Genomic DNA, 21,506 nt, shown 5'->3' on the forward strand with positions numbered 1-21,506 from the left:
GGGGGGGCCAGTTGGCCCGCCCCACTGTTTTTTTAAGCCGAGTAGAATTGGCTTGATCCAAAATTTTTCAACAAGGAGAACCATGGCCAGCTTTGTAGACCGTGTTGTACTGCATGTTTCAGGCGGTGCCGGCGGCCATGGTTGCGTGTCCGTAAAGCGTGAGAAGTTCAAGCCGCTTGGCGGTCCCGACGGCGGCAACGGCGGGGACGGCGGGGACGTCATCCTGCGCGTTGACGGCCAGACCACCACCCTGCTGGACTACCACCACGCACCGCACCGCCACGCTGGCAACGGCGGACCGGGCATGGGCGACTGGCGCGCCGGCAAGACGGGGGAGACCCTGGTGCTTTCCGTACCGGAAGGAACCGTCGTCAAGACCAAGGATGGCAAGGTCCTTGCAGACCTGGTTGGCATGGGCGCCGAATACATCGCCGCGGCAGGCGGACAGGGCGGCCTGGGCAACGCCTCGCTCTCCTCGCAGAAGCGCAAGGCCCCCGGCTTCGCCCTGCTCGGCACCCCCGGCGACGAGCGGGACATCGTCCTGGAACTTAAGTCCATCGCAGACATTGCACTGGTTGGGTTCCCGTCCGCCGGCAAGTCCTCCCTGATCGCTGCGATGTCCGCTGCCCGGCCAAAAATTGCCGACTACCCCTTCACTACGCTTATTCCGAACCTCGGCGTTGTCCAGGCCGGCGATGTCCGGTTCACGGTGGCGGACGTTCCCGGCCTGATTGAAGGTGCTTCGGAGGGCAAGGGACTGGGACACCACTTCCTCCGGCATGTTGAGCGATGCGCCGCCCTGGTCCATGTGCTGGACTGCGCGGCCCTCGAAACGGACCGCGATCCGCTTGGGGACCTCGACGTGATCGAGGCCGAACTCGAAAAGTACGAAGTGGACATGAGCTACGCCGGTGCTGACGGCGACGTCGTGCCCTTGAACCAGCGGCCCCGCCTGGTGGCGCTGAACAAGGTGGACGTTCCTGACGGCCGCGACATGGCTGAATTCGTCCGTCCCGAACTCGAGAAGCGCGGTTATCGTGTCTTCGAGGTCTCCGCGGCCAGCCACGAGGGACTGCGCGAACTCGGCTTCGCGATGGCTGCCATCGTCGCCGAGGCCCGCAAGGCCGTGGAAACGGCGCCGCCGCGCGTCGCGCCCCCCGTTGTCCGTCCCCGCTCCGTCAACGCCAAGGGTGGATTCACCATCCGGCGGGAAGAGCGGAACCTGGAGCCGCTGTTCCGCGTCCTGGGTGAGAAGCCCGTGCGCTGGGTCCAGCAGACAGACTTCACCAACGACGAAGCCGTGGGCTACCTCGCGGACCGCCTGGCGAAGCTTGGCGTTGAAGACCAGCTCTTCAAGGCAGGCGCAAAGCCCGGCGACGCCGTGGTGATCGGCGAGGGCGACGGCGTTGTCTTCGACTGGGAGCCGACCATGATCGGCGGAGCCGAGCTCCTTGCAGCGTCCCCGCGCGGCTCGGACATCCGCATCGAAGAGTTCTCCCGTCCCACCCGCAACGAGAAGCGTGAAGACCACCAGAAGCGCAAGGATGCCCGTGCGGCAGCCCGCGCGGAGCTGGAAGCCGAACGCAAGGCTGGAATCTGGACCGAGTCGGTGAACTACAAGCACTCCCGCCCCACATCGGGCGATGACGACTAATCGCTTCACAGACGCGGGGCACGGGCCCGCTTGGGCATAGGCTGGTTCGGTCATGAGGAAAGAAAACGCTGAAGCCAAGTCCACCGCCGCACCCAAGCGCCCGTTGATGTCCCGTGCCGGACTGGCACGTGCCCGCCGCGTCGTCGTTAAGGTGGGGTCCTCCTCCCTGACGTCGGTTGCGGGCGGTATCTCGGATGAGGCCCTGACCTCGCTGGCGGACGTGCTGGCAGCGCGGCGCCGGCAAGGAACCGAAGTCATCCTCGTGTCCTCCGGTGCCATCTCCGCCGGACTGGCCCCGCTGGGGCTGTCCAAGCGGCCCTCACAGCTGTCCACCCAGCAGGCTGCTGCCAGTGTTGGGCAGGGCCTGCTGATGGCCCGCTACACGGAAGCGTTCGGTCGCCACGGAGTCACGGTCAGCCAGGTCCTGCTGACCATCGAAGACCTCATGCGGCGCACGCACCACGCCAATGCGCACCGGGCGCTGGAACGCCTGCTGAACTTCGGCGTCGTGCCCATCGTCAACGAAAATGACACTGTGGCCAGTCACGAGATCCGCTTTGGCGACAATGACCGCCTGGCCGCGCTGGTGGCGCACCTGGTCAAGGCAGACGCCCTGATCCTGCTTTCCGACGTCGACTCCCTCTACGACGGTCCGCCGTCGGCCGGAGCCCGCCGTATTCCGGAGGTTACCGGAATGAAGGACCTGGAAGATGTCCGGATCGGCAAGGTCGGCAAAGCGGGCGTGGGTACCGGGGGCATGGTCACCAAAGTGGAGGCCGCGACCATCGCCGCCCAGTCCGGCATTCCCGCCCTGGTTACCTCCACTGAAAACGCAGCGGCGGCCCTGGCCGGCGAAGACGTGGGTACCTGGTTCACCACGCGGGGCGTCCGCCAGCCCATCCGCCTGCTCTGGCTGGCCCATCTGGCCCGCATCCAGGGAACGCTCGTCCTGGACGACGGCGCGGCGCGGGCCGTGGGGGAGCGCCGCCGTTCCCTGCTCCCGGCCGGAATCGTGGCCGTCGAAGGCCATTTCGAACCCGGGGATCCGGTGGCCCTGGCCGATACATCCGGGCGGGTCCTGGCCCACGGCCTCACCAACTATGCGTCCGATGAACTGCCCCGGATGCTCGGACGTTCCACGCGCGAACTGGCGAAGGAATTCGGCCGCGGCTATGAACGCTCGGTGGTACACGTCAATGACCTCGTGATCCTCCAGCCGCACGGTTCTTCGGCGGTTCAGCCTGTGTCACGCACCCTCCAGGACGACGGCGCCGCCGCTACACTGGGAGCATGACCGTCCAAGAGACCGCTTCCGTGAACCGCAACGCTGAATCCGTGCCCACGCCGGAGGAAGTCGAAGCCGGAGTCCACAGCATCGCAGACCGGGCCCGCGCCGCTTCCCGCCGGATGGCCCGCGCGAACCGGGCGTGGAAGGACCTGGCACTGGAACAGATTGCGCAGGATGTGGTCGCGCGTCGTGACGCCGTCCTGGCCGCCAATGCCAAGGATGTGGAGCGCGGGCGTTCCAGCGGCACGTCGGAGGCGCTCCTCGACCGGCTGACGCTGACCCCGGAGCGTATCGATGCCCTCGCCTCCGCCCTGCGCAACCTTGCCGGCCTGCCGGACCCGGTTGGTTCGGTGGCACGCGGTCAGACACTTCCCAACGGGTTGCGGATGCGCCAGGTGCACGTTCCCTTGGGCGTCGTCGGAGCCATCTACGAGGCCCGCCCCAACGTAACCCTGGACATTGCCGGACTCGCACTCAAGAGCGGCAACGCCGTGATCCTGCGCGGCGGCAGCGCGGCAGCAGCCACGAATACCGTGCTCGTGAACCTGATCCGCGATTCACTGGACACCGTGGGGCTGCCCTCCGACGCCGTGCAGACAATCGACCAGTTCGGGCGGCCGGGAGCGAACTTCCTGATGAAGGCGCGCGGCAAGGTTGATGTCCTCATTCCGCGTGGTGGCAGGGACCTGATCCAGAACGTGGTCACCAATGCGGCGGTACCTGTCATCGAAACTGGGGAAGGCAACGTCCACATCTACCTGGACGAAACCGCGCCCGAGGAGATGGCGGTGGACATCCTGCTGAACGCCAAGACCCAGCGCCCCAGTGTCTGCAACACCGTGGAGACCCTCCTGGTACACGCTGACTGTGCTGCCGCTCGGGAAGTGCTCTCGGCACTGACCGCTGCGGGAGTCCGCCTGCACGCGGACGAGCGCATCCGTGGAATCCTGCCGCAGGGCACTGCGGTGCTGGAGGCAACGGAGGAGGACTGGGGCCGGGAATACATGGACCTGGACCTCGCCGTGGCCATGGTGGACTCGATGGACGAAGCGCTGGAGCACATCAGGACTTTCTCCACCGGCCATACCGAGGCGATCATCACCAATGACCTCGCGAACGCCGAGCGTTTCATCGCGGAGATCGATTCCGCGGCCGTGATTGTCAACGCCTCCACCCGGTTTACCGACGGCGGCGAACTGGGACTCGGTGCCGAGGTAGGCATCTCCACGCAGAAGATGCATGCGCGCGGACCCATGGGACTGAAGGAACTGACCACCACCAAGTGGATCATCCAGGGCGATGGCCAGGTGCGCGCCTAGGCAGGGCTGCAGGCGTGCGGACTGCGGAGTTATCGCCCCGTACGCGTACCATTGATCTAGAAACGATGCTCCGCCGGGATGCCCGGCGGTTGATTTAGGGAGATTCATGCTGATCCAGCTTTCCAGTGCTGCGCTGATGGCGGCCGAAGTTGCCGAAGAACACGCCGAAACGTCGCCGTTCGTGTACGGCGGAGTGATCTTTGCGATTTTCATGGTGCTGATGTTCGCGACCATGGCATTCACCAGCCTTGGCCACCGCCATGAAGCGGTGCCGGAACACGTTGATCCCCAGCGCCAGTTCCCGAACAAGCACGACCACGGCCAGGGCATCCCCGAATAGGCTTCGGGAGCAGCTGAACCGGCTGGGACCATGGAAAGCGCAGATCAGGAGCAGGCGAAAAGCCCGCGTCCCTACCGGCTGGGCGTGATGGGCGGGACGTTCGATCCCATCCACCACGGCCACCTCGTAGCCGCAAGTGAAGTGGCCTCGGTTTTCGACCTGGATGAAGTCGTCTTCGTGCCCACCGGCGAGCCGTGGCACAAGTCCGCCCAGGAGGTCACCCCGGCTGAACACCGGTACCTGATGACGGTCATCGCCACCGCGTCGAATCCGCGCTTCAAGGTCAGCCGCGTGGACATCGACCGTCCGGGACCCACCTACACGATTGATACGCTGAGGGATCTGCGCCATGCGCGCCCGGACGCAGAGTTGTTCTTCATCACCGGCGCCGATGCGATGGCGCAGATCCTTTCGTGGAAGGACGTCCAGGAACTGTGGTCCCTGGCCCACTTCGTGGGCGTCACGAGGCCCGGGCATGAACTGCAGAACATGGGCCGCGATGACGTCAGTCTCCTGGAGGTTCCGGCGATGGCCATCTCTTCGACAGACTGCCGGGCGCGCGTGGCGGCATCGGAGCCCGTCTGGTACCTGGTGCCGGACGGCGTGGTCCAGTACATCGCCAAGCACAACCTGTACACCCCTGTTCAGCAGCAGACGAGGCCCGCCACCACTGAGCCAGTAGCCTGAGCAATCAACACCTGATGGGTAGGAAATGACGAACGGTCCAGAGTCCGCAGACGCACCCCGACGCAGCCGCCGCGCGGCCGGCACCGGGACTGCTGCCGGAGCGCAGGAACGGGAGTCCCAGCAGCGGGCCAGGGACCGCGAGGCACTGCGCGCTTACAAAGCGCTGACGGACAGCCAGCCCCGGCCTGATGCGGCTGATGCCAACCCGCCAACCCGTCGGCAGCTCCGTCTCGCCCAGCAGGCCGCCGCCCAGCAGGCCGCCGCCCAGCAGGCCGCCGCGCAGGAGGCCGCCGCCCGGAAGAATGCCCCACCGGCCGAACCGGCGGACCGGCAGCAGCCGCCCGCGGCAGAACAGCGGAACGATGCTCCAGCGTCCCGGCAGGGCCGCAGGGACGGAACAGCTGCCGGCAAGAACTCCGCGCCCCAGCCGGGAACCCGCCGGGAACGCCGGCGTGCCGCGGCAGCAGCTGATCCGGCAGCTGTACCCGCCCATGACGCAGCAGAACATGACGCAGCGGCGGGCCGGGCCGCAGCCGGCGAGGCTCCCTCCGGCAAGGCCGCATCTGCGGACACATCCGAACCGGCCGGGGAACCTGGAACGGCCGAGGAACCTGGAACGGCCGAGGAACCTGCACCGAACGAAAAGGCTGCGGAAGCGTCCGCCGTCCAGGCGCCCGTCGTCAAACCCCTAACTCCTGCTCCCCAACGCGCTCCAGCAGTCCGCGAAGACTCGGCGGCAGGAGCACAGGCGGCGGAGGAGCGGCAGCCCGCGCCGGAACCGAACGCCGATATTGCCAACATGACGGTGGAGCAGGCGCTGGCTGCCCGCGAAGCTCTGAAGCACCAGGCCCGCAACCAGGTTGCTGCAATGGAAGCGCTCCAGCAGTCCGACCCGCATGCCGTGGACCTCGAACTGCTGGCACAGCAGCGGGCGTTGGCTGAACGCGCGGCTGTGCTCAACCGCAGGACGCAGAACATGCAGCGCCTGGCCCAGGAAAATGAGCAGCGCCGCTCATCACCCTCGGACCCCACCACCGCGCACAACCTGGCCATGGTGACCCCCCTTGAATTCGTGGAGGTGCCCGGGCTCGAGCGTCCGGTGATGCGGCCACCGGCCACTTCGCACGTGCCCGTAGTGACGTCGTCGAACCCTGCTGCGCGCAAGCCGCCCGCAGGACGGATGGCTCCGGCAGCGAGGCCAGGGACCGAACGCCGGCCCGCCAGGCTGGAGGAATCCGCCCCCGCCGCCCGTGCGGAAGTGCGCCATTCCAAGATCCTGGCCCGTGCCGACGCCCTGGTGAACGCACCACTGGAAGTTGACCAGGGTGCCAAGCCCGTGGGTGCCCGCAGCGCCTTCGGCCTGGACCCGCTGGATGTCATGACCGCAGGCCTCGGCCGCACTCGGAGGATACGGTTTGTATCCCTGGGAATCGTGGGTGTAGGGCTTATTGCCCTCACCATCGGAGTACTAATGATCGTCGGCGGCTTTGGCAGCTGATACCAAACTAGGAGACATGTGAGCGCCACCGAATCATCCATGAGTATTGCCCGGACCGCAGCCAAAGCGGCTTCGGACAAGCTGGCCGACGACATCGTAGCCATCGATGTGAGCGAACGGCTGGCCATCACGGACATCTTCCTCATCGCTTCGGCCTCCAACGAACGCCAGGTCAACGCGATCGTGGACGGCGTCGAAGAGGAACTCGCCAAGGAAGGGCTGAAGCCCGTCCGCCGCGAGGGCCGGAGCGAAGGCCGCTGGGTACTACTTGATTACGCCACCGTGGTGGTGCACGTACAGCATGAGGAAGACCGCGTCTTTTACGCTCTTGAGCGCCTCTGGAAGGACTGCCCCTCAGTGGACCTCCAGCTGCCTGACTCCGAGCCGGCTTCCGGGCAGGAATAAGCTATCCGGGTGCGGGGCAGGACTACCGGAACTGCTCCGCACCGCCTGAATTTCATAGGTGTAGTTTGATTTTGCACTGTGGCCCATCTGTACTAAAGTAGAGGAGTTGCTTCGGCCCGGAGGGAAAGAACCGGACTGAAGAAACATCCGAAAACTGCCTGTACTGGTACGGGTAATCCGGGGCTGTGGCGCAGCTGGTAGCGCACCTGCATGGCATGCAGGGGGTCAGGGGTTCGAGTCCCCTCAGCTCCACCGATAGAACGCCGGGCAGCCGGCATCTAGGGCTGAATGAATGCCATTCGGTGGACAATACAACTGAATTGGGGCTGTGGCGCAGCTGGTAGCGCACCTGCATGGCATGCAGGGGGTCAGGGGTTCGAGTCCCCTCAGCTCCACCACATCAATCCACCCCGGTCTTCGGACCGGGGTGGTTTTTCGTTAACGCCGGGAGCCGGTTCACAGGACCCGCAGTCCGGCCCGCGCGCTAAGGGCCGTCAGCCCTTCGAGGCCGAACGCGCCCACCGGCCCCTGCACTCCGGACGCACCGGCGTGTCCGTCCCGGAGTGCCACGGCTGCTTCGGCGAGCAGCTCCCCGGTCAGGGTATAGACGTTGGGACCCTGCAGACGGACCTCGACGGCGGTATACCCGCGGCTGTCCGACAGGTTTGCCACCGTGTAGCTCCCGGACCTGGACCGTTCGCGTTCGTCCGGACCGCCGCCCGGCAAACCTCGCAGAGACGCAGCCCTGGCCAGGGCCTTTCGGCCACCCGGCAGCCTCTGCAGGGCGCTGGCGGCACGCGTGAGCGGTCCAGCCACACGGGCGAGCGCGGGAAACCATCCGTTGTAGACTTCCACGGCGGCGAGGACGGGGTAGGTCCCGGGCAGGAACAGTACTTCCGTGCCCATTGCGAGGAAGGCCTGCCTCCTCCGGTCCTGCACCCTGAACTCGTATCTGGCGCTTCCCATCCGGCGGGTGAACAGCGAGCCGGAGCGGTACACCGCAGTTGGGCGGGTCAGCGCCTCCGCGAGGGTTGCCCGCGTCCCTCCACTGATGCCGCGCCGCAGCGATCCAAGCGCAAAATAACCGATGCGCAGGTAACCCCCGGGTGTGCCTGCTGCCTGCGCTGCCAGCGCGCCGGCCAGGACTCCGGGCACGTAATCGTAGCCGAAGGCGGGAACCATGGTGGCGCCGTTTGCGGCAGCACGGTCCGAGAACTGCTCCTGGAGCTGCTGGACAAAATCGACTTCGCCGGTCGAGTCTACGTAGTGGGCGCCGGCGTCGGCTGCAGCTGCGGCGGCCGCGTAGCCGTACCTGCTGAAAGGACCAACCGTGGACACGAGCACGTCTCCGGCTCCCACCAGGGCCCGGACAGTGGAAGGGTCAGTGGCGTCGGCAGTCCGGTACGTAAGGCCGTTCGGAGCCGCGAGGGGCTGCAGCGACGCTGCGCTGCGCCCCGCAAGTACAGGGTCCACGCCCCGTGCAAGCAGCGAGGCGACCACCAGCCGGCCGGTGTAACCGGAGGCTCCAAAAACAACGATCCTGGGTGCCATCCCTGTTTCCAGCCTCCTCGGATTGCCCAGGCGCTGACACCGGGCAGTGACGCGCACAGTACGCGCAGTCTAGCGGCGCAGGCTGGATCTAAACAGCAACGTTCAGCGGACCCGGGGAGCCGTGTGGCAGGCTGGGTGGGATGACGATTGAACCCCCGGCTCCCGGAGAGCCCCGCCGCCCGCACGGACCACGCGACGCCGGCGATGCCTGGGTTGTAGCCCCCGACGGACAACGGTATTGGGGCAGGTTCGGTGCAGCAGGGCTGCTCGCCTGCGATCCCGGCCGCGGCATCCTGCTCCAGCACCGGGTTTCATGGAGTCACCACGGCGGTACCTGGGCGCTGCCCGGCGGTGCCAGGCACCAGGGTGAGTCGGCACTCGATGCGGCGCTGCGGGAGTCCACCGAGGAAGCCGGCGTTCCGCCCGCTTCACTGCGCCCCAGGTTTATGAGTGTCCTTGACCTGGGCATCTGGTCCTATGCCACGCTCATGGCCGATGTTGAACAACCGTTCGACCCGGTGATCAGTGACCAGGAGAGCGTGGAACTGGCATGGGTGGCACCGGAGAACGTGGACGGGCTGCCGCTGCATCCGGCCTTTGCCGAGGCATGGCAGCGGCTGCGGCCACTGCTGGGAATCCGGCCGGCGCTGGTTGTTGACGCCGCCAACCTGGTGGGCACCGTTCCCGACGGCTGGTGGAAGGACCGCGCCGCCGCGGCAGAAAGGATCCTTGAAGCCCTGGCAGGACGCGGGCCGGCTGGTATGCCGGCAGACCTGCTGGGACTCCCGGAAGACCTCTGGTACCCGGAGATCACGGTGGTGCTTGAGGGCCGGGCACGTACGGCCAGGGACACAAGCGGCCTGGAGATCATCCGTGCCGAAGGCTCCGGGGACGACGCCGTCGTGGAGGCTGTGCGCCGGCTGGCAGCCGAGGGGCGCACGGTAAGTGTCGACACCAGTGACCGGGCGCTTGCCGAAACCTGCCGGGCACTGGGCGCCCACGTGGCGGGTGCCGGAGAACTGCGTACCGTGCTGGAGTCCTAGGCCCGGATCCCGGGGCGGCAGAAGGTGCGCAGGAAACCCGCGACGATCATGCCCTGTCCGGCGCAGTACGTCAGCATCACGAGCGCGCTGGTGATGTCCGGCATCGACTCAGGCATGAAGATGCGGAAGGCAAGAATGGTGTCCGAGCCCAGGAAGAGCACACCGCCGGCGGCGATCAGCGGGCTGCAGCGGGCCGCCGTGGCTGCCGTTCCGCCAAGCACCGCACCGTAAAGCGCGACGGCGGGAGCCAGGGATCCCAGCGACGGCCAAAGTACCAGGAGCATGGCGGCCCACCACAGCGGGAAGACCAGCGCCCAGCGGGGGAAGCCGCGCACCGACGCGTACTTCCAGAGCAGCCTGATGTAACACAGGTGCGCCAGGCCAAAAGCGCCCAGCATCACCGGCAGTTCGGGAAGCCGGGGAAGCAGGGCGGCTGCGCCGTCGCCAATCCAGGAAAAGAGCAGGGCAGCGAGGACCAGGGCCGCCGGACCGTTCTGCCACCGGCCGCGCAGGCCCCACAGTGCTGCAGCGGCCAGCAGCGGCATGAGCGTCAGCTTGGTGGATGCGGCCAGCCAGTCGGCTTCGACGGCGCGGGCGGCCACGTGCACCGCGGACATGGCGGCAAACGGAGCAAACGCCCACCACCAGTTGAGCGGCGCTGCCTGGACCTGGTTACGGGCAGGGGCAGTGGACACGGACACTCCTTTGGATCGGCTTGAGCATCCTAAACGAACGTTGCTGCCTCGGAGCGGCGCGCCACGGGGCCCGTAAGATGAGTCGTGGCAACCCAGCTGGCCTGCTGCAGGAATGAAAGCGCTGGTACGCGCGTTACTCCTGAGGTGCGCGGCCCGGAACGGGCCGGACGCAGCCGGCGTTGCCGCCGCGCAGAGCCGGACTTTTCCGCTGTGTCAGCCAGCACCAAGAACCCCGCAGAGGATATCTTCACCCTTGAGTACCGAAACCCGCCCGGCCCTGCGTCCGGCAAACGACCACAGCCCCGGCACGGACCGCCTGGATGCACGAACCAAGACCGTGATTGGGCTGCTGCTGGTCTCATCCTTCGTGGTGATCCTGAATGAGACCATCATGAGCGTGGCACTGCCCCGGCTGATGGCGGACCTGCAGATCACGGCGCCCACGGCCCAGTGGCTCACCACCGGTTTTATGCTGACCATGGCCGTAGTCATTCCGGCTACGGGCTACTTGCTCCAGCGCTTCACCATGCGCGCCCTGTTCCTGGCTGCCATGTCACTGTTCAGCGCAGGGACGCTGCTGGCTGCCCTCGCCCCGGGGTTCGGAATGCTTCTGGGCGGCAGGATCATCCAGGCCAGCGGCACGGCCATCATGATTCCGCTGCTGATGACAACCGTGCTGAACACCGTCCCGGTCCACCGGCGCGGCACCATCATGGGCACCATCTCCATTGTCATCGCGGTGGCTCCGGCAATCGGCCCCACCGTCTCAGGCCTCATCCTCAGTGTGCTCGACTGGCGCTGGATGTTCTGGCTCGTCCTGCCGATCGCCCTCCTGGCGCTGGGACTTGGAGCGCTGAAGGTACAGAACCTGACCGAGACCAGGCGGACGCCGTTTGACGTGCTCTCCATCCTGCTGTCCACGGTTGCCTTCGGCGGCCTGATTTTCGGGCTGAGCAGCATTGGCGAAGCGGCTGCCGGCGAGGCACCTGTCCCGGTGTGGATCCCCGTAGCCCTGGGCGCACTCTCGCTGGCCGCCTTCGTTGCCCGGCAGCTGTTCCTGCAGCGCAGTGACCGTGCGCTGATGGACCTGCGGACGTTCTCCAGCCGGCCGTTCGTCGTCGCAATCATCATGGTCCTGATCAGCATGATGGCACTCTTCGGTGCCCTGATTGTCCTGCCCCTCTACCTGCAGAACGTCCTCGGCCTGACCGCCCTGGATACCGGGCTGCTGCTGCTGCCCGGCGGCGTCGTGATGGCTGTCCTGTCGCCGATCGTGGGCCGGCTCTATGACCGCGTTGGCCCCCGCCCGCTGGTGATCCCCGGAGCGCTGGTGCTTACCTCCGCCCTGTGGGGACTCACCATGCTGGACCAGGGCACTCCGGTTGCCCTGGTGATCGCCCTGCACTGCCTGCTGAACGCCGGTCTTGGGTTCATCTTCACCCCGCTGTTCACGTCCTCGCTGGGGTCCCTGGACCGTTCCCTCTACTCCCATGGCAGCGCGATCCTGAATACCCTGCAGCAGCTGGCGGGAGGCGCCGGAACGGCAGTGTTCATCACCCTCATGACCACCGGAACCGCGGACGCGCTCAGCAACGGTGCCGACGCCGTCGAGGCTGCAGCCGCGGGCGTGCATACTGCCTTCTTCTGGGGCGCCGTGGTGTCAGTTGGCGCCCTGGCGGTGTCCTTCCTGGTGCGCCGGCCGAAGAACGCCGCCCCTGCCGAACCGGGAGGAACCCACTAAACGGTCAGGGACCCAGCACCCGGTCCAGGTAAGCGTTCGTGAAAACCCGGTCAGGGTCCAGGTCATCGCGCAGGCGGACGAACCGGCCAAAGAGCGGATAGCGTTCCGCCAGACTCACCGCACCGAGGCTGTGTTCCTTGCCCCAGTGCGGCCGGCCTCCGTGGGCCAGCATCAGTGCTTCGAAAGCGGCGAAATACTCGCCGGGGTCTTCGCGGTAATAGCGGTGTACGGCGATGTAGGCGGTGTCCCGGCCGTACGCCGTGGAGAGCCAGCGGTCATCCGCGGCCGCCCAGCGGACTTCCACCGGGAAAGAGATCCGCCAGTGCGGATTGTCCGCCACGAGCTGCCGCAGACCGGCGAAGGCGGAAGGCAGGTTCTGTGCGGGAACGGCGTACTCCATTTCACGGAACCGCACCGTCCGGTCCTGGGTGAAAACCCGGGAAGACCGGTCCGTGTATTCGCGGCCGCCGAGCGCTGCGGCCGCCACCCGGTTCACGGCCGGAACCATCGCGGGTATCGCCGAACCGGCGGCGCAGGTAGCCCGGAACACAGTGTTGGAGAGCAGCGAATCATCAACCCAGCGGCGCAGCGGCGGCAGCGGGGCCGGGGGAGAAGAGGCGGGCAGGCGGGTATTGGTCTTCGTGGCGGCCCGGCCGGTGTGCGGAAACCAGTAGAACTCGAAGTGGTCCGCTTCTTCCACCCGATCGGCCAGACCGGAGACGACGGTCTCGAGGGATTCCGAACGTTCCTCGGCACGCAGGAGGAATGCCGGCACGCACTGCAGCGTGACCTCGGCAATAATCCCCAGCGCTCCGAGTCCCAGGGCAGCGGCCGGGAGCAGCGGGTCCCCCTCCGGCAGGCTGAGGCGGCCGCCGTCGGGCTGGATGAGGACCAGCCCGCAAACCTGGGTGGACAGCCCGCCGAATCCGGCACCGGTGCCGTGGGTGCCGGTGGAAACGGCGCCGGCGGTCGACTGCCGGTCAATGTCGCCCAGGTTCGGCATCGCCAGGGCGTAGGGAGCCAGCAGCCGCGGAACCGCATGCAGGCGGGTGCCGGCCAGCAGTGTCACCCGGCCCGTTCCCGGATCAGCGCTCACCAGTCCCTGCAGCCGGGAGAGGTCCAGCAGCACATCCGGCGCTTCCGCGATCCCGGTGAATGAATGCCCGGCGCCCACGGCCTTCACCCGCAGTCCTTCCGCGGCAGCGCCCGCCACGGCGCGCTGCAGGGAAGCGACCGACGCCGGAACCTGGATCCGCTGCGGCCGGACCCGGACGGTCCTGGCCCAGTTCTGCCAGCTGCGTCCCTTCACCGGCCCGCGCCGGATGTCCGGGCTGGGATCGACCCGTTTCACAGGAAGGCCTTGCCTTCGCCGCGGTACGTCGGCAGGACGGCTGCCACCTGCCCGTCCCTGACCAGATGGAACTCATTCACCCGCTCGGACAGTTCTCCGGATTTAGCGTGTCGCAGCCAGACGCGGTCTCCGGGCCTGAGACCGCCCGCTGCCGGTCCTGCGAGCGGCGTCTGGACCTCTCCGGCACCCTCCCGCGGCAGCAGGCGCAGGCCCCGGGGCCACGCAATCTGCGGTACCCGGCTGGAACCGGGAGGGCCGGAGGCGATCCACCCCCCGCCAAGCACCGTGGTAAACCCGGGACCCGGGCGCCGGACCACATCCAGGGCGACGGCGGCTGCCGGGGCGGGCGAAAAGGACCGGTAGTTATTGAACAGGTGTCCGGCAAAGATACCGGATCCGGCGGTGATTTCCGTGACCGCCGGATCAGCGGCCGTGGCTTCAACCGAGCCGGTGCCGCCGCCGTTGACGAACTCGAGGTTGGCCAGCTCGCCCAGTGCCTGCACGATCCGACCGCGCCGGGCGGTGAGTTCGGCCATGGACCGGTTCTGGACCAGGCGCATGAGCCGGTTGCGGACGGCGGCACCGGGGACAGCGTTCCCTACGCCGGCCACCTGCGCTTCATACATCATCAGGCCCACCAGCCGGAATCCGGGCCTGGAAGCGACCGCGCGGCCAAGCTCGGCAACCTGTGCCGGGGTCTGCAGGGGAGAGCGGCGTGTGCCGATGAAGCCGAACAGCCGTGAGCGCCAGGAAGCGTCGGCGTCCAGGCAGATCCGCAGCGTGCAGCGGCTGGCCGGGGGCAGCACGGCGTCGATCAGGTCAAGCTGCTCCTCGCCGTCGACCATCAGCGTGACCCGGGAGGCCAGCAGTTCGTCCCCCGCGAGGCGGCGCAGCGCTTCCCGGTCCGCGGTTGGGTAGCCCACCACCACGTCGTCGAAGTCCCGGGCGAGCCACAGGGCTTCCGCGAGCGTGAAGGCAAGGATTCCGGAAATGCCCGGCACCTGCTGCAGCGACTGAAGCACCCCGCGCACCCGGAGGGACTTGCTGGCGATTCGCAGGGGTACTCCCGCGGCGCGGCGCACCAGGTCACGGGTGTTCCAGCGCAGGGCATTCAGTTCCAGTACCGCGGCAGGAGCGGGAATCCCGGCCACCGCGCCGGTCAGCGATGCCCAGTAGGCATCCGGGTTCAGCCAGGGTTCGGCGTCGGGGCCGGCGATGGCGCCGGCGGCCAGGTCCAGCATCGTGCCGCTCGGTCCGGAACGCAGGACATCGGGGGAACCGGTATCTTCCATGCCTGGATCCTAGCGGCGGCACGTGCGTTTAAGGCTGAGGTTCGTCTCCCAGATAGGCCAGGAGCGCAGACCGGACGAAGGCTGCGCCGCCGTCCCCGCCGTAGTTCGCCGCGAACCGCGGATCCGACACGTACATTTCCGCGAGGGAGCGGACGTAGCCATCCAGCTCTCCCTCACCCGTGGGAGCTCCCGGGACGCTCTTCAGCCACGCGACGTGCCGTTCCGCGAGTCCGCGCGCCACGGGGCCGGTGGGATCAGCTCCCTGTTCAGCGGCCTCTGACCAGGCCCGCCCCAGTTCCTGCGTTTGTTCCTGCCAGGCGGCGCGCTCGCCGTCGTCCATGTTCTTCCACCATTTCTCGGAGCGCGCGTACGCTTGCGTCCCCCATCTGCTTTCAACCTCATCCTTGTACTGGGTATGGTCGAATCCGTCGAAGGTTTCCTCGGGCATGATCTGCTGTCCTTTCTCCAATGCTGTGATGGTCTTCCGGACCGATGCGGCCTGCCGCAGCAGCCGGTCCTGTTCTTTCTCCAGCCAGGCCAGGTGGTTCCGCAGTGCCGCCGCGGGGTCTTCGCGGCGTTCCAGGACGCCGGCGATTTCCGGCAGGCCCAACCCCAGTTCGCGCAGCAGCAGGATGCGCTGCAGCCGTACCAGGGAATCGCGTCCGTAGTAGCGGTAGCCATTGCTGCCGGTCCGCGCAGGGGGCAGAAGGCCAATCGCGTCATAGTGCCGAAGCGTCCGGCTGGTGATGCCGGCCCGGCGCGCCACGTCCTGCACGCTGAACTCACGTGCCGGTTCCGCGCTGTGCGTGTTCATACTGCAACGCTAAGGGTTGACGCAGCGTCAATGTCAAACGGTTCAGCTGAGCAGTGCTGCCAGGTCCCGCAGCTCGCCGGCAGCTGTCAGCGTTGCGGCGGTTCGCAGCAGACCGCCGATGTTCTCCGGACTGGCATCGTCCAGGGCATGCCCGACGCCGGGCAGCAGCGGGACCTGCAGGCGCACGTACCGCTCGCCAAGGGCGAGGCCCAGCAGGTTTCGGGTGAGGCGGCCGGGTGCTCCATACAGGGACTCGATGATCGGTTCCAGGGCGGCGAGCTGCTCAGGGTGTGCCAGCTGGGACACCGCATTGGGCTCAAGGGACTCTCCACCGTTCTGCAGGCCGGTTCCCATGGACACCAGCAGGATGTCCTCACCTTTCCGGACCGTGCGCTGCTGCACCACGGCGATGGCGAACCCCACAAAGGCAGGATCGTTCGCGGCCAGCCCGCCGTCCACCAGCAGCCGGTCCACGCCGTCCGGCCCGCGGTAAGGCACCGGTTCAAAATAGGTGGGGGCGGACGACGTCGCCAGTGCCGCGAGCTGCATCGGTGCGTCCCCGAGCGGGTCCTGGCCAAGCCCTCCGCCGCTGAAGAGCAGCCCGGCGACGTTGCGGATGTCCACCGTCACAACTGCCACCGGTTTCAGGGCCGCGGAAAGCGGCAGGTCCCCAAAGAAGCCATTCAGGTACCGGCGCAGGGGCTCGGAGGAGTAGCGGGCCTTCGGGCCCGGGGAAACGGTGCCGCGGGGTTCCTGCCCGGTGCCGGAGAAGATCTCCGCTCCGTGGTCAACGTAGAGGCTGAGCAATTCAGCGGCGGTGGGCGGCACGCCGTTCGTGCCGGGGCTGGTGAGCCCCAGGGCCAGGATTCCCCCGGTTGACGTTCCGACCACTACGTCAAAGAGTTGGGAGACCGGTTTTCCGGTTTGTTCCTCGAGGGCGGCAAGCCAGTAGGCAGGGAGGATTCCCCGGATTCCGCCGCCGTCAAGTGAAAGGACTCGAATCATTGCGGCTCCCAGGGTTGTGGCGGGCGTGGCGGTACGTGGGAGCCATGCTGGCTGCCGGCCTCGGAGCCGGTCAACGGTGCGCGCCCGTTCCGCCAGCCAACGGCCGGAACCTCTTTGTTACGGAGCGGTCACAGCGTATTGCCAGTATTCCGGGTTACGCTTGCCACATCTACAGGGCATTTGCTCTACTACGCGGCTGGGAAGTCGAAGAGACTCCAGAGGCGCTTATGAGCATTGCTGCACAACCACGTACCACGAGGAACCGCGAGAACGCTGTTGCCAGCAGCTATTCAGCGCTGCTGAAGATCATCCGCGACGAAGGGCTGCTCAAGCGGCGCCGTGCTTTCTACATCACCACCTTCGTGTTCCTCTGCGCCGGCCTCATCGCTGCCGGCACCGGCTTCTTCCTGATAGGGGAGAGCTGGTTCCAGCTGCTGATCGCAGCAGCACTGGGCATCCTGTTCACGCAGCTTGCCTTTATTTCCCATGAAGCTTCCCACCGCCAGGTATTCGAGTCCGGTCCCGCGAATGACCGCGCCGGTCGATTCCTCGCCAACGCCGTCGTAGGCATCAGCTACCAGTGGTGGATGAACAAGCACACCCGGCACCATGCCAACCCCAACACGGTGGGCAAGGACCCGGACATCGAGATGGACACCATCTCCTTCCAGGTTGAGCAGGCCGAAACCCGCAAGGGTTTTCTGGCGTGGCTGACCCGCCGCCAGGGCTGGCTGTTCTTCCCGCTGCTGCTGCTCGAAGGCATCAATCTGCATGCAACCTCCATCCGGCACCTGTTCTCCAAGAACAAAGTCAAGGGCCGCTACACGGAGATCACCATGGTCTTCCTGCGCCTGGGCCTCTACGTGGCCGCAGTGTTCTTCTTCCTGCCCGTGGGTATGGCGTTCGCCTTCCTCGGCGTCCAGCTCGGCGTCTTCGGTGTCTACATGGGCGCGTCCTTCGCGCCGAACCACAAGGGCATGCCGCTGATTCCGCGTGACTCCAAGGTTGACTTCCTCAGCCGCCAGGTCCTGACCTCGCGTAACATCACCGGCCGCGGCATGAACACGTTCATGGGCGGACTGAACTACCAGGTGGAGCACCACCTGTTCCCGAGCATGCCGCGCCCGCATCTGGCCCGTGCCTCGGAAATCGTGAAAGAGCACTGCGCCAAGCACAAGATTCCGTACACCGAGGCAACGCTGACGCAGTCCTATGCGATTGTGGTCCGCTATCTGAACCGCGTGGGTCTTTCCGCCCGCGATCCGTTCGACTGCCCGGTGCGGTCCCAGTACCGCTAGGCCACGGGCTGCCGGAACAGGCAGGCAGGGACGGCTCCCGGTCCGGGGGGCCGTCCTTTTGCGTTGTCCGGAGCCGAAGCCGGATATAAAGTGCCCTGGCTGTCTGCAAGACTGGGGGCATGCCTTCAACTTCCGTAGCCGGACTGCCCGCCGTTAAACGCACCAAGGACCAGGCAATGCACATTGGTGCCAGGCTCGAGGACCGGATCCACTCCACCCGCATGAACGCTGCCCGCAAACGCGGGGGCGTGCAAACGGTGCTGTCCTTCACCGGGTACGGCTCGACTACCTGGGTGCGGGTGCTGGGCAGGGTGGTCCTGGCCAAGCCGGGCAAACTCTCGGCCCGCACCGGAACCGCGCAGGCGCTGCGTGACGGGGTGCGCGGGTGGCGGAACTTCATCAGCCCGCCGGTCAACGACGCCGTCGTCTGCGTCGAAATCGGCGATGAAAAACACCTTGTCACCGCAGACCGCGGCGGTGTCATCGACGCCGTACTTCCGGCATCCCTGGCGCCGGGCTGGCAGAGCATTACGCTGCGTCCGGAGGCAGAGCCCGACGCCGCACCGGTTGCCTCCCCGGTCTACATCGTCGATCCGGCGGCCACGACGGGCGTCATATCCGATATCGACGACACCATCATGGTCACTGCCCTGCCGCGTCCCTTCCTCGCCGCGTGGAACACCTTTGTCCTCGATGAGCATGCCAGGACTCCCACCCCGGGGATGGCAGTGCTGATGGACCGGCTGATGCGGGAGAACGAAGGCGGACCGGTTTTCTACCTCTCCACCGGGGCGTGGAACGTAGCCGCAACCCTGACGCGCTTCATCACCCGCAACCTGTACCCGGCCGGGCCGCTGCTGCTCACTGACTGGGGCCCCACCCGTGACCGCTGGTTCCGAAGCGGTCCGGAGCACAAACGCACCCAGCTTGAGCGTCTGGCCAAGGAATTCCCGGACATCAGCTGGCTCCTCATCGGAGACAACGGCCAGCATGATGAGGCAATCTATGCGGAGTTCAGCCGGACCCATCCACAGAACGTGCAGGCCGTGGCCATTCGGGAACTTTCCCCGAGCGAGGCCGTCCTGGCCGGCGGACGGTCATCCGGTCCGGGCGCCCCGCCGCGGGACATTCCCTGGATCTACGCTCCGGACGGTGCAGGAATGTCCCGGCAGCTGATGGAGAAGGGGATCCTGCCCGAGGCCGGCTAAGGCTGGTCTTCCTCCGTGCGGATGGTGCGCATGATGCGCCGCAGGCTCATCGCCAGCGAGGCGGTGGCGTCCATCGGGGTGTCCGGTGACGCTTGTCCGTTCATGGTGCTGACGAGCTCCCGGACGGCGTTGACCGCCTCGGCGTACTCCTGCGCATCGGCGTCCCAGGTTTCGACGGCGTCCGCGGACGTGAGCATGGCGCGTTCCAGTGCCTCGGACACCGTCCCGGGAACCGGAGTTTCCTCCGGCGAGGTCCAGATGGCCGTGGCCAGGACCTCTGTCATGTCCTCCACATAGAGCGTGACGCGTTCCATGGCGCGCAGCGCACGGAAATCTGCATTCAGGTCACGCTGGTGGCGCCGCCGCCGAAGGTTGCCGTGGCGGCTGGAGTCGGCCAGCTGCACCGCTTCCCGGACTTCGCGGCTGAAGGAAATCAGCTCCGTGCGGCGGTTGGACCAGTCCTCGTGCTCCGGCGGCCACGACTCGCCAACGGCCATGCCCATTTCCCGCAGCTGGCGGGCCAGGGTAAGCCGCAGCGAGGCCAGTCCGTCCACCGCGCCGTTCAGGTGCAGCGGCGGATAGAGCACTGCGTTGACGGTTAGGCCCACGAGAACGCCCACGAGCATCTGTACGGCGTAGCCGTAGGAGTAACCGTCGGCGTCGTCGCCGCCCAGTACCAGCACGAACAGTGCCGCGACCGGCAGGTAGTCCCGCCCTGCGCCGAGCCGGGGAATGCCGGCGAGCAGCACGCCGAGTCCCACAATCAGGGAGATGGTCCACACGGTGGGTCCGCCAAACAAAAGGGCGATCAGGGCCAGGCCGATTCCGCTGACGAGGCCAATCAGGGTCTGGATTCCCGCCCGTGCCGTGCCGGCGACCGTCGGATACATACTGACCAGGGCGCCCAGGGGCGCGTAATACGGGTACTCGGAGGCGACTCCGGGAATCAGCGGGGCGATGCTCCAGGCGATGCCGACTGCCACGGCCGCCTTCACCGCGAGCTGGAAGCGGGTGTAGCGCAGCATCCCGGTGAGCCGGTTGGACACGGCTGCCAGGGACGGTTTGGGCAAGGACTTGCCGCGGAGAGCCATTTGGCCAGTATGCCTGCTGCCTGCCGGGCCGTCGATTTATGCGACCTGTCCCACTGCCCGGGCCAGCCGCCCGGCTGCCTACCGCGGCGGAGGAGCCGGGCCGGGGGAGGGCGAGATGCTGATGCCTTCCAGCACATCGGCCAGCCGGTCCAGGAAGACCCTGGTACGCGGACCCTGCCGGTCGTTGATGACCAGGGCAAAGATGCTCCGGGCCAGCCGGATCTCCGGGACGTCAAGGACTACGACGCCGCGGCTGTGGTTCAGCATGGCCAGTTCCGGTACCAGCGCGGCCCCGATGCCCGCGGCGGCCATCTCCAGGCTGGCATTGAAGTCGTCGCAGTAGGCAGCCACCCTCGGGTGGAGGCTGCAGCTGGCGAACAGCCGTTCAATGACGAGCGCATCCGGAGTGCCCGGGTGGTGCATGATCCACGGCATGTCCGACAGCTGTTCGGCGGTGACCTTGGCGCCCGGCCGGATTCCCCATGCCTCGGGAAGCACCACACGGAAGTTGTCATCCCCAAGCCATTGCCGGCTCACGGTCCCGGGCCAGGCCAGGCCGCCCTGTCCCACCTGGAACACCAGTGCCACATCCAGTTCCCCGCCGCTGCGGAGCCCCTGGATTGTCTGCCCGGGCTCGGCCACGAAGATCTTCAGGTCAATCCCCAGGTCCTTCCAGTCCGGGGACCCCACGAGCCGGGGGAGGGCGAAAGTGGCGAGGCTGGGAAAGATGCCCAGGCGCAGTTCGTGCCCGGTGCCGGCTTCCGCGCGGGCCGCGGCGGCCAGCAGCGCGTCCATGTCGGTCAGCACCTTGGCGGCGTGGCGGGACATGACGACGGCGGCTTCCGTAGGCACTGCCGCGCGCGCGGACCGCTCGAAGAGGGTGGTTCCGGTCTCGCGCTCCAGTGCGGACATCTGCTGGGAAACGGCGGAGGCGGTGTAGCCGAGGTGCACTGCGGCTGCTGCGAAGGACCCGCTGCGCATGACTTCGAGCAGGGTCTTGAGGTGGATCGGATTGACCACGGCCGTCGTTTTCCCCTCTGTGGTGAGTCGGATCGACGTCGACCACAATATCTAGTGGTGGCAGGTACTACGCGCGACACGCCCAGCAGCGGCGACACGCGATCATTCCGCCAGCCCCACAGCCTGTGCACCCGGTCTCCACAGGCTGTGGAGAAGTACCTGTTTCCCAGCGGAATCCCACGTAAATCCACGGCTCTTCCTGTGCA

General features: G+C 66.9%; 19 protein-coding genes and 2 tRNA genes. 13 read left to right on the plus strand and 8 right to left on the minus strand.

Annotated elements, in window-relative coordinates; genetic code table 11:
* The first annotated feature begins 82 nt into the window (after positions 1–82).
* From obgE to ACSLGO_RS11680, 9 genes are all read left to right on the plus strand, one after another.
* Positions 83–1,654 (plus strand): GTPase ObgE, encoded by a 1,572-nt coding sequence (obgE, locus tag ACSLGO_RS11640; protein ID WP_091604229.1) that lies wholly within the window; start codon positions 83–85, stop codon positions 1,652–1,654.
* A 52-nt stretch (positions 1,655–1,706) separates the two neighbouring features.
* Positions 1,707–2,948, plus strand: coding sequence for a glutamate 5-kinase (gene proB / locus ACSLGO_RS11645; protein ID WP_377955396.1), 1,242 nt, complete (start codon positions 1,707–1,709; stop codon positions 2,946–2,948).
* Positions 2,945–4,261 (plus strand): glutamate-5-semialdehyde dehydrogenase, encoded by a 1,317-nt coding sequence (locus ACSLGO_RS11650; RefSeq protein ID WP_263126980.1) that lies wholly within the window; start codon positions 2,945–2,947, stop codon positions 4,259–4,261. Before proB ends, ACSLGO_RS11650 begins: the two co-directional genes overlap by 4 nt.
* Positions 4,262–4,367: 106 nt before the next feature.
* Entirely contained in the window at positions 4,368–4,601 is a 234-nt protein-coding gene (locus tag ACSLGO_RS11655) for a hypothetical protein (RefSeq protein ID WP_091604235.1), read from the plus strand.
* 30 nt (positions 4,602–4,631) lie between these two features.
* Positions 4,632–5,288 carry a nicotinate-nucleotide adenylyltransferase gene (gene nadD / locus ACSLGO_RS11660; protein WP_091604238.1) on the plus strand — a complete coding sequence of 219 codons (657 nt, stop codon included), beginning with the start codon at positions 4,632–4,634 and terminating at the stop codon, positions 5,286–5,288.
* Between the two features lie 25 nt (positions 5,289–5,313).
* Positions 5,314–6,786 carry a hypothetical protein gene (locus ACSLGO_RS11665; protein ID WP_436401165.1) on the plus strand — a complete coding sequence of 491 codons (1,473 nt, stop codon included), beginning with the start codon at positions 5,314–5,316 and terminating at the stop codon, positions 6,784–6,786.
* A gap of 18 nt (positions 6,787–6,804) precedes the next feature.
* Positions 6,805–7,191, plus strand: coding sequence for a ribosome silencing factor (gene rsfS / locus ACSLGO_RS11670; RefSeq protein ID WP_325787181.1), 387 nt, complete (start codon positions 6,805–6,807; stop codon positions 7,189–7,191).
* Positions 7,192–7,370: 179 nt separating this feature from the next.
* Positions 7,371–7,443, plus strand: a tRNA-Ala gene (locus ACSLGO_RS11675).
* 70 nt (positions 7,444–7,513) lie between these two features.
* A tRNA-Ala gene (locus ACSLGO_RS11680) sits at positions 7,514–7,589 on the plus strand.
* Between the two features lie 58 nt (positions 7,590–7,647).
* On the opposite strand, the gene ACSLGO_RS11685 is transcribed toward ACSLGO_RS11680, so the two are convergent.
* Positions 7,648–8,742 carry a saccharopine dehydrogenase family protein gene (locus tag ACSLGO_RS11685; protein ID WP_436401166.1) on the minus strand — a complete coding sequence of 365 codons (1,095 nt, stop codon included), beginning with the start codon at positions 8,740–8,742 and terminating at the stop codon, positions 7,648–7,650.
* 140 nt (positions 8,743–8,882) lie between these two features.
* On the opposite strand from ACSLGO_RS11685, the gene ACSLGO_RS11690 reads away from it, so the two are divergent.
* Positions 8,883–9,785 (plus strand): NUDIX domain-containing protein, encoded by a 903-nt coding sequence (locus ACSLGO_RS11690; RefSeq protein WP_436401167.1) that lies wholly within the window; start codon positions 8,883–8,885, stop codon positions 9,783–9,785.
* Here ACSLGO_RS11690 and ACSLGO_RS11695 read toward each other — a convergent pair.
* The gene (locus ACSLGO_RS11695) at positions 9,782–10,480 is read right to left on the minus strand and encodes a lysoplasmalogenase family protein (protein ID WP_436401168.1); all 699 of its coding nucleotides are present in this window, start codon (positions 10,478–10,480) and stop codon (positions 9,782–9,784) included. The two genes, ACSLGO_RS11690 and ACSLGO_RS11695, sit on opposite strands and share 4 nt — an antisense overlap.
* 253 nt (positions 10,481–10,733) lie before the next feature.
* Here ACSLGO_RS11695 and ACSLGO_RS11700 point away from each other — a divergent pair, with 253 nt between their 5' ends.
* On the plus strand, positions 10,734–12,221 hold the full coding sequence (locus tag ACSLGO_RS11700; protein WP_436401169.1) for an MDR family MFS transporter: 1,488 nt from the start codon (positions 10,734–10,736) through the stop codon (positions 12,219–12,221).
* Positions 12,222–12,225: 4 nt separating this feature from the next.
* Here the strand turns inward: ACSLGO_RS11700 and ACSLGO_RS11705 are convergent, their stop codons facing one another.
* From ACSLGO_RS11705 to ACSLGO_RS11720, 4 genes are all read right to left on the minus strand, one after another.
* A complete protein-coding gene (locus ACSLGO_RS11705; RefSeq protein WP_436401170.1) occupies positions 12,226–13,572 on the minus strand; it encodes a D-arabinono-1,4-lactone oxidase in 1,347 nt (448 codons plus the stop codon).
* Entirely contained in the window at positions 13,569–14,813 is a 1,245-nt protein-coding gene (locus tag ACSLGO_RS11710; protein ID WP_436401236.1) for an amino acid deaminase/aldolase, read from the minus strand. The genes ACSLGO_RS11705 and ACSLGO_RS11710 overlap by 4 nt, the downstream gene beginning before the upstream one ends.
* A 79-nt stretch (positions 14,814–14,892) precedes the next feature.
* Positions 14,893–15,678 (minus strand): MerR family transcriptional regulator, encoded by a 786-nt coding sequence (locus tag ACSLGO_RS11715; protein WP_263126972.1) that lies wholly within the window; start codon positions 15,676–15,678, stop codon positions 14,893–14,895.
* A gap of 42 nt (positions 15,679–15,720) precedes the next feature.
* On the minus strand, positions 15,721–16,683 hold the full coding sequence (locus tag ACSLGO_RS11720) for a patatin-like phospholipase family protein (protein WP_436401171.1): 963 nt from the start codon (positions 16,681–16,683) through the stop codon (positions 15,721–15,723).
* Between the two features lie 227 nt (positions 16,684–16,910).
* Here ACSLGO_RS11720 and ACSLGO_RS11725 point away from each other — a divergent pair, with 227 nt between their 5' ends.
* Positions 16,911–17,981 (plus strand): fatty acid desaturase family protein, encoded by a 1,071-nt coding sequence (locus tag ACSLGO_RS11725; RefSeq protein ID WP_091604261.1) that lies wholly within the window; start codon positions 16,911–16,913, stop codon positions 17,979–17,981.
* Positions 17,982–18,100: 119 nt separating this feature from the next.
* The gene (locus ACSLGO_RS11730) at positions 18,101–19,189 is read left to right on the plus strand and encodes an App1 family protein (RefSeq protein ID WP_436401172.1); all 1,089 of its coding nucleotides are present in this window, start codon (positions 18,101–18,103) and stop codon (positions 19,187–19,189) included.
* Here the strand turns inward: ACSLGO_RS11730 and ACSLGO_RS11735 are convergent.
* The gene (locus ACSLGO_RS11735; RefSeq protein WP_091604266.1) at positions 19,186–20,280 is read right to left on the minus strand and encodes an FUSC family protein; all 1,095 of its coding nucleotides are present in this window, start codon (positions 20,278–20,280) and stop codon (positions 19,186–19,188) included. The genes ACSLGO_RS11730 and ACSLGO_RS11735 overlap by 4 nt on opposite strands.
* Positions 20,281–20,358: 78 nt before the next feature.
* Positions 20,359–21,300, minus strand: coding sequence for a LysR family transcriptional regulator (locus tag ACSLGO_RS11740; protein WP_263126967.1), 942 nt, complete (start codon positions 21,298–21,300; stop codon positions 20,359–20,361).
* Between the last annotated feature and the right edge of the window lie 206 nt (positions 21,301–21,506).

This window comes from Arthrobacter sp. IK3, assembly GCF_051337705.1.
In the GTDB taxonomy this organism is placed as follows: domain Bacteria; phylum Actinomycetota; class Actinomycetes; order Actinomycetales; family Micrococcaceae; genus Arthrobacter_B; species Arthrobacter_B koreensis.

Coding starts and splice junctions, on each gene's coding strand:
- nadD (WP_091604238.1), top strand. CDS start 4,632: ATGGAAAGCGCAGATCAGGAGCAGGCGAAAAGCCCGCGTCCCTACCGG.
- ACSLGO_RS11730 (WP_436401172.1), top strand. CDS start 18,101: ATGCCTTCAACTTCCGTAGCCGGACTGCCCGCCGTTAAACGCACCAAG.
- proB (WP_377955396.1), top strand. CDS start 1,707: ATGAGGAAAGAAAACGCTGAAGCCAAGTCCACCGCCGCACCCAAGCGC.
- obgE (WP_091604229.1), top strand. CDS start 83: ATGGCCAGCTTTGTAGACCGTGTTGTACTGCATGTTTCAGGCGGTGCC.
- ACSLGO_RS11685 (WP_436401166.1), bottom strand. CDS start 8,742: ATGGCACCCAGGATCGTTGTTTTTGGAGCCTCCGGTTACACCGGCCGG.
- ACSLGO_RS11690 (WP_436401167.1), top strand. CDS start 8,883: ATGACGATTGAACCCCCGGCTCCCGGAGAGCCCCGCCGCCCGCACGGA.
- ACSLGO_RS11725 (WP_091604261.1), top strand. CDS start 16,911: ATGAGCATTGCTGCACAACCACGTACCACGAGGAACCGCGAGAACGCT.
- ACSLGO_RS11715 (WP_263126972.1), bottom strand. CDS start 15,678: ATGAACACGCACAGCGCGGAACCGGCACGTGAGTTCAGCGTGCAGGAC.
- ACSLGO_RS11650 (WP_263126980.1), top strand. CDS start 2,945: ATGACCGTCCAAGAGACCGCTTCCGTGAACCGCAACGCTGAATCCGTG.
- ACSLGO_RS11655 (WP_091604235.1), top strand. CDS start 4,368: ATGCTGATCCAGCTTTCCAGTGCTGCGCTGATGGCGGCCGAAGTTGCC.
- ACSLGO_RS11665 (WP_436401165.1), top strand. CDS start 5,314: ATGACGAACGGTCCAGAGTCCGCAGACGCACCCCGACGCAGCCGCCGC.
- ACSLGO_RS11735 (WP_091604266.1), bottom strand. CDS start 20,280: ATGGCTCTCCGCGGCAAGTCCTTGCCCAAACCGTCCCTGGCAGCCGTG.
- ACSLGO_RS11720 (WP_436401171.1), bottom strand. CDS start 16,683: ATGATTCGAGTCCTTTCACTTGACGGCGGCGGAATCCGGGGAATCCTC.
- ACSLGO_RS11710 (WP_436401236.1), bottom strand. CDS start 14,813: ATGCTGGACCTGGCCGCCGGCGCCATCGCCGGCCCCGACGCCGAACCC.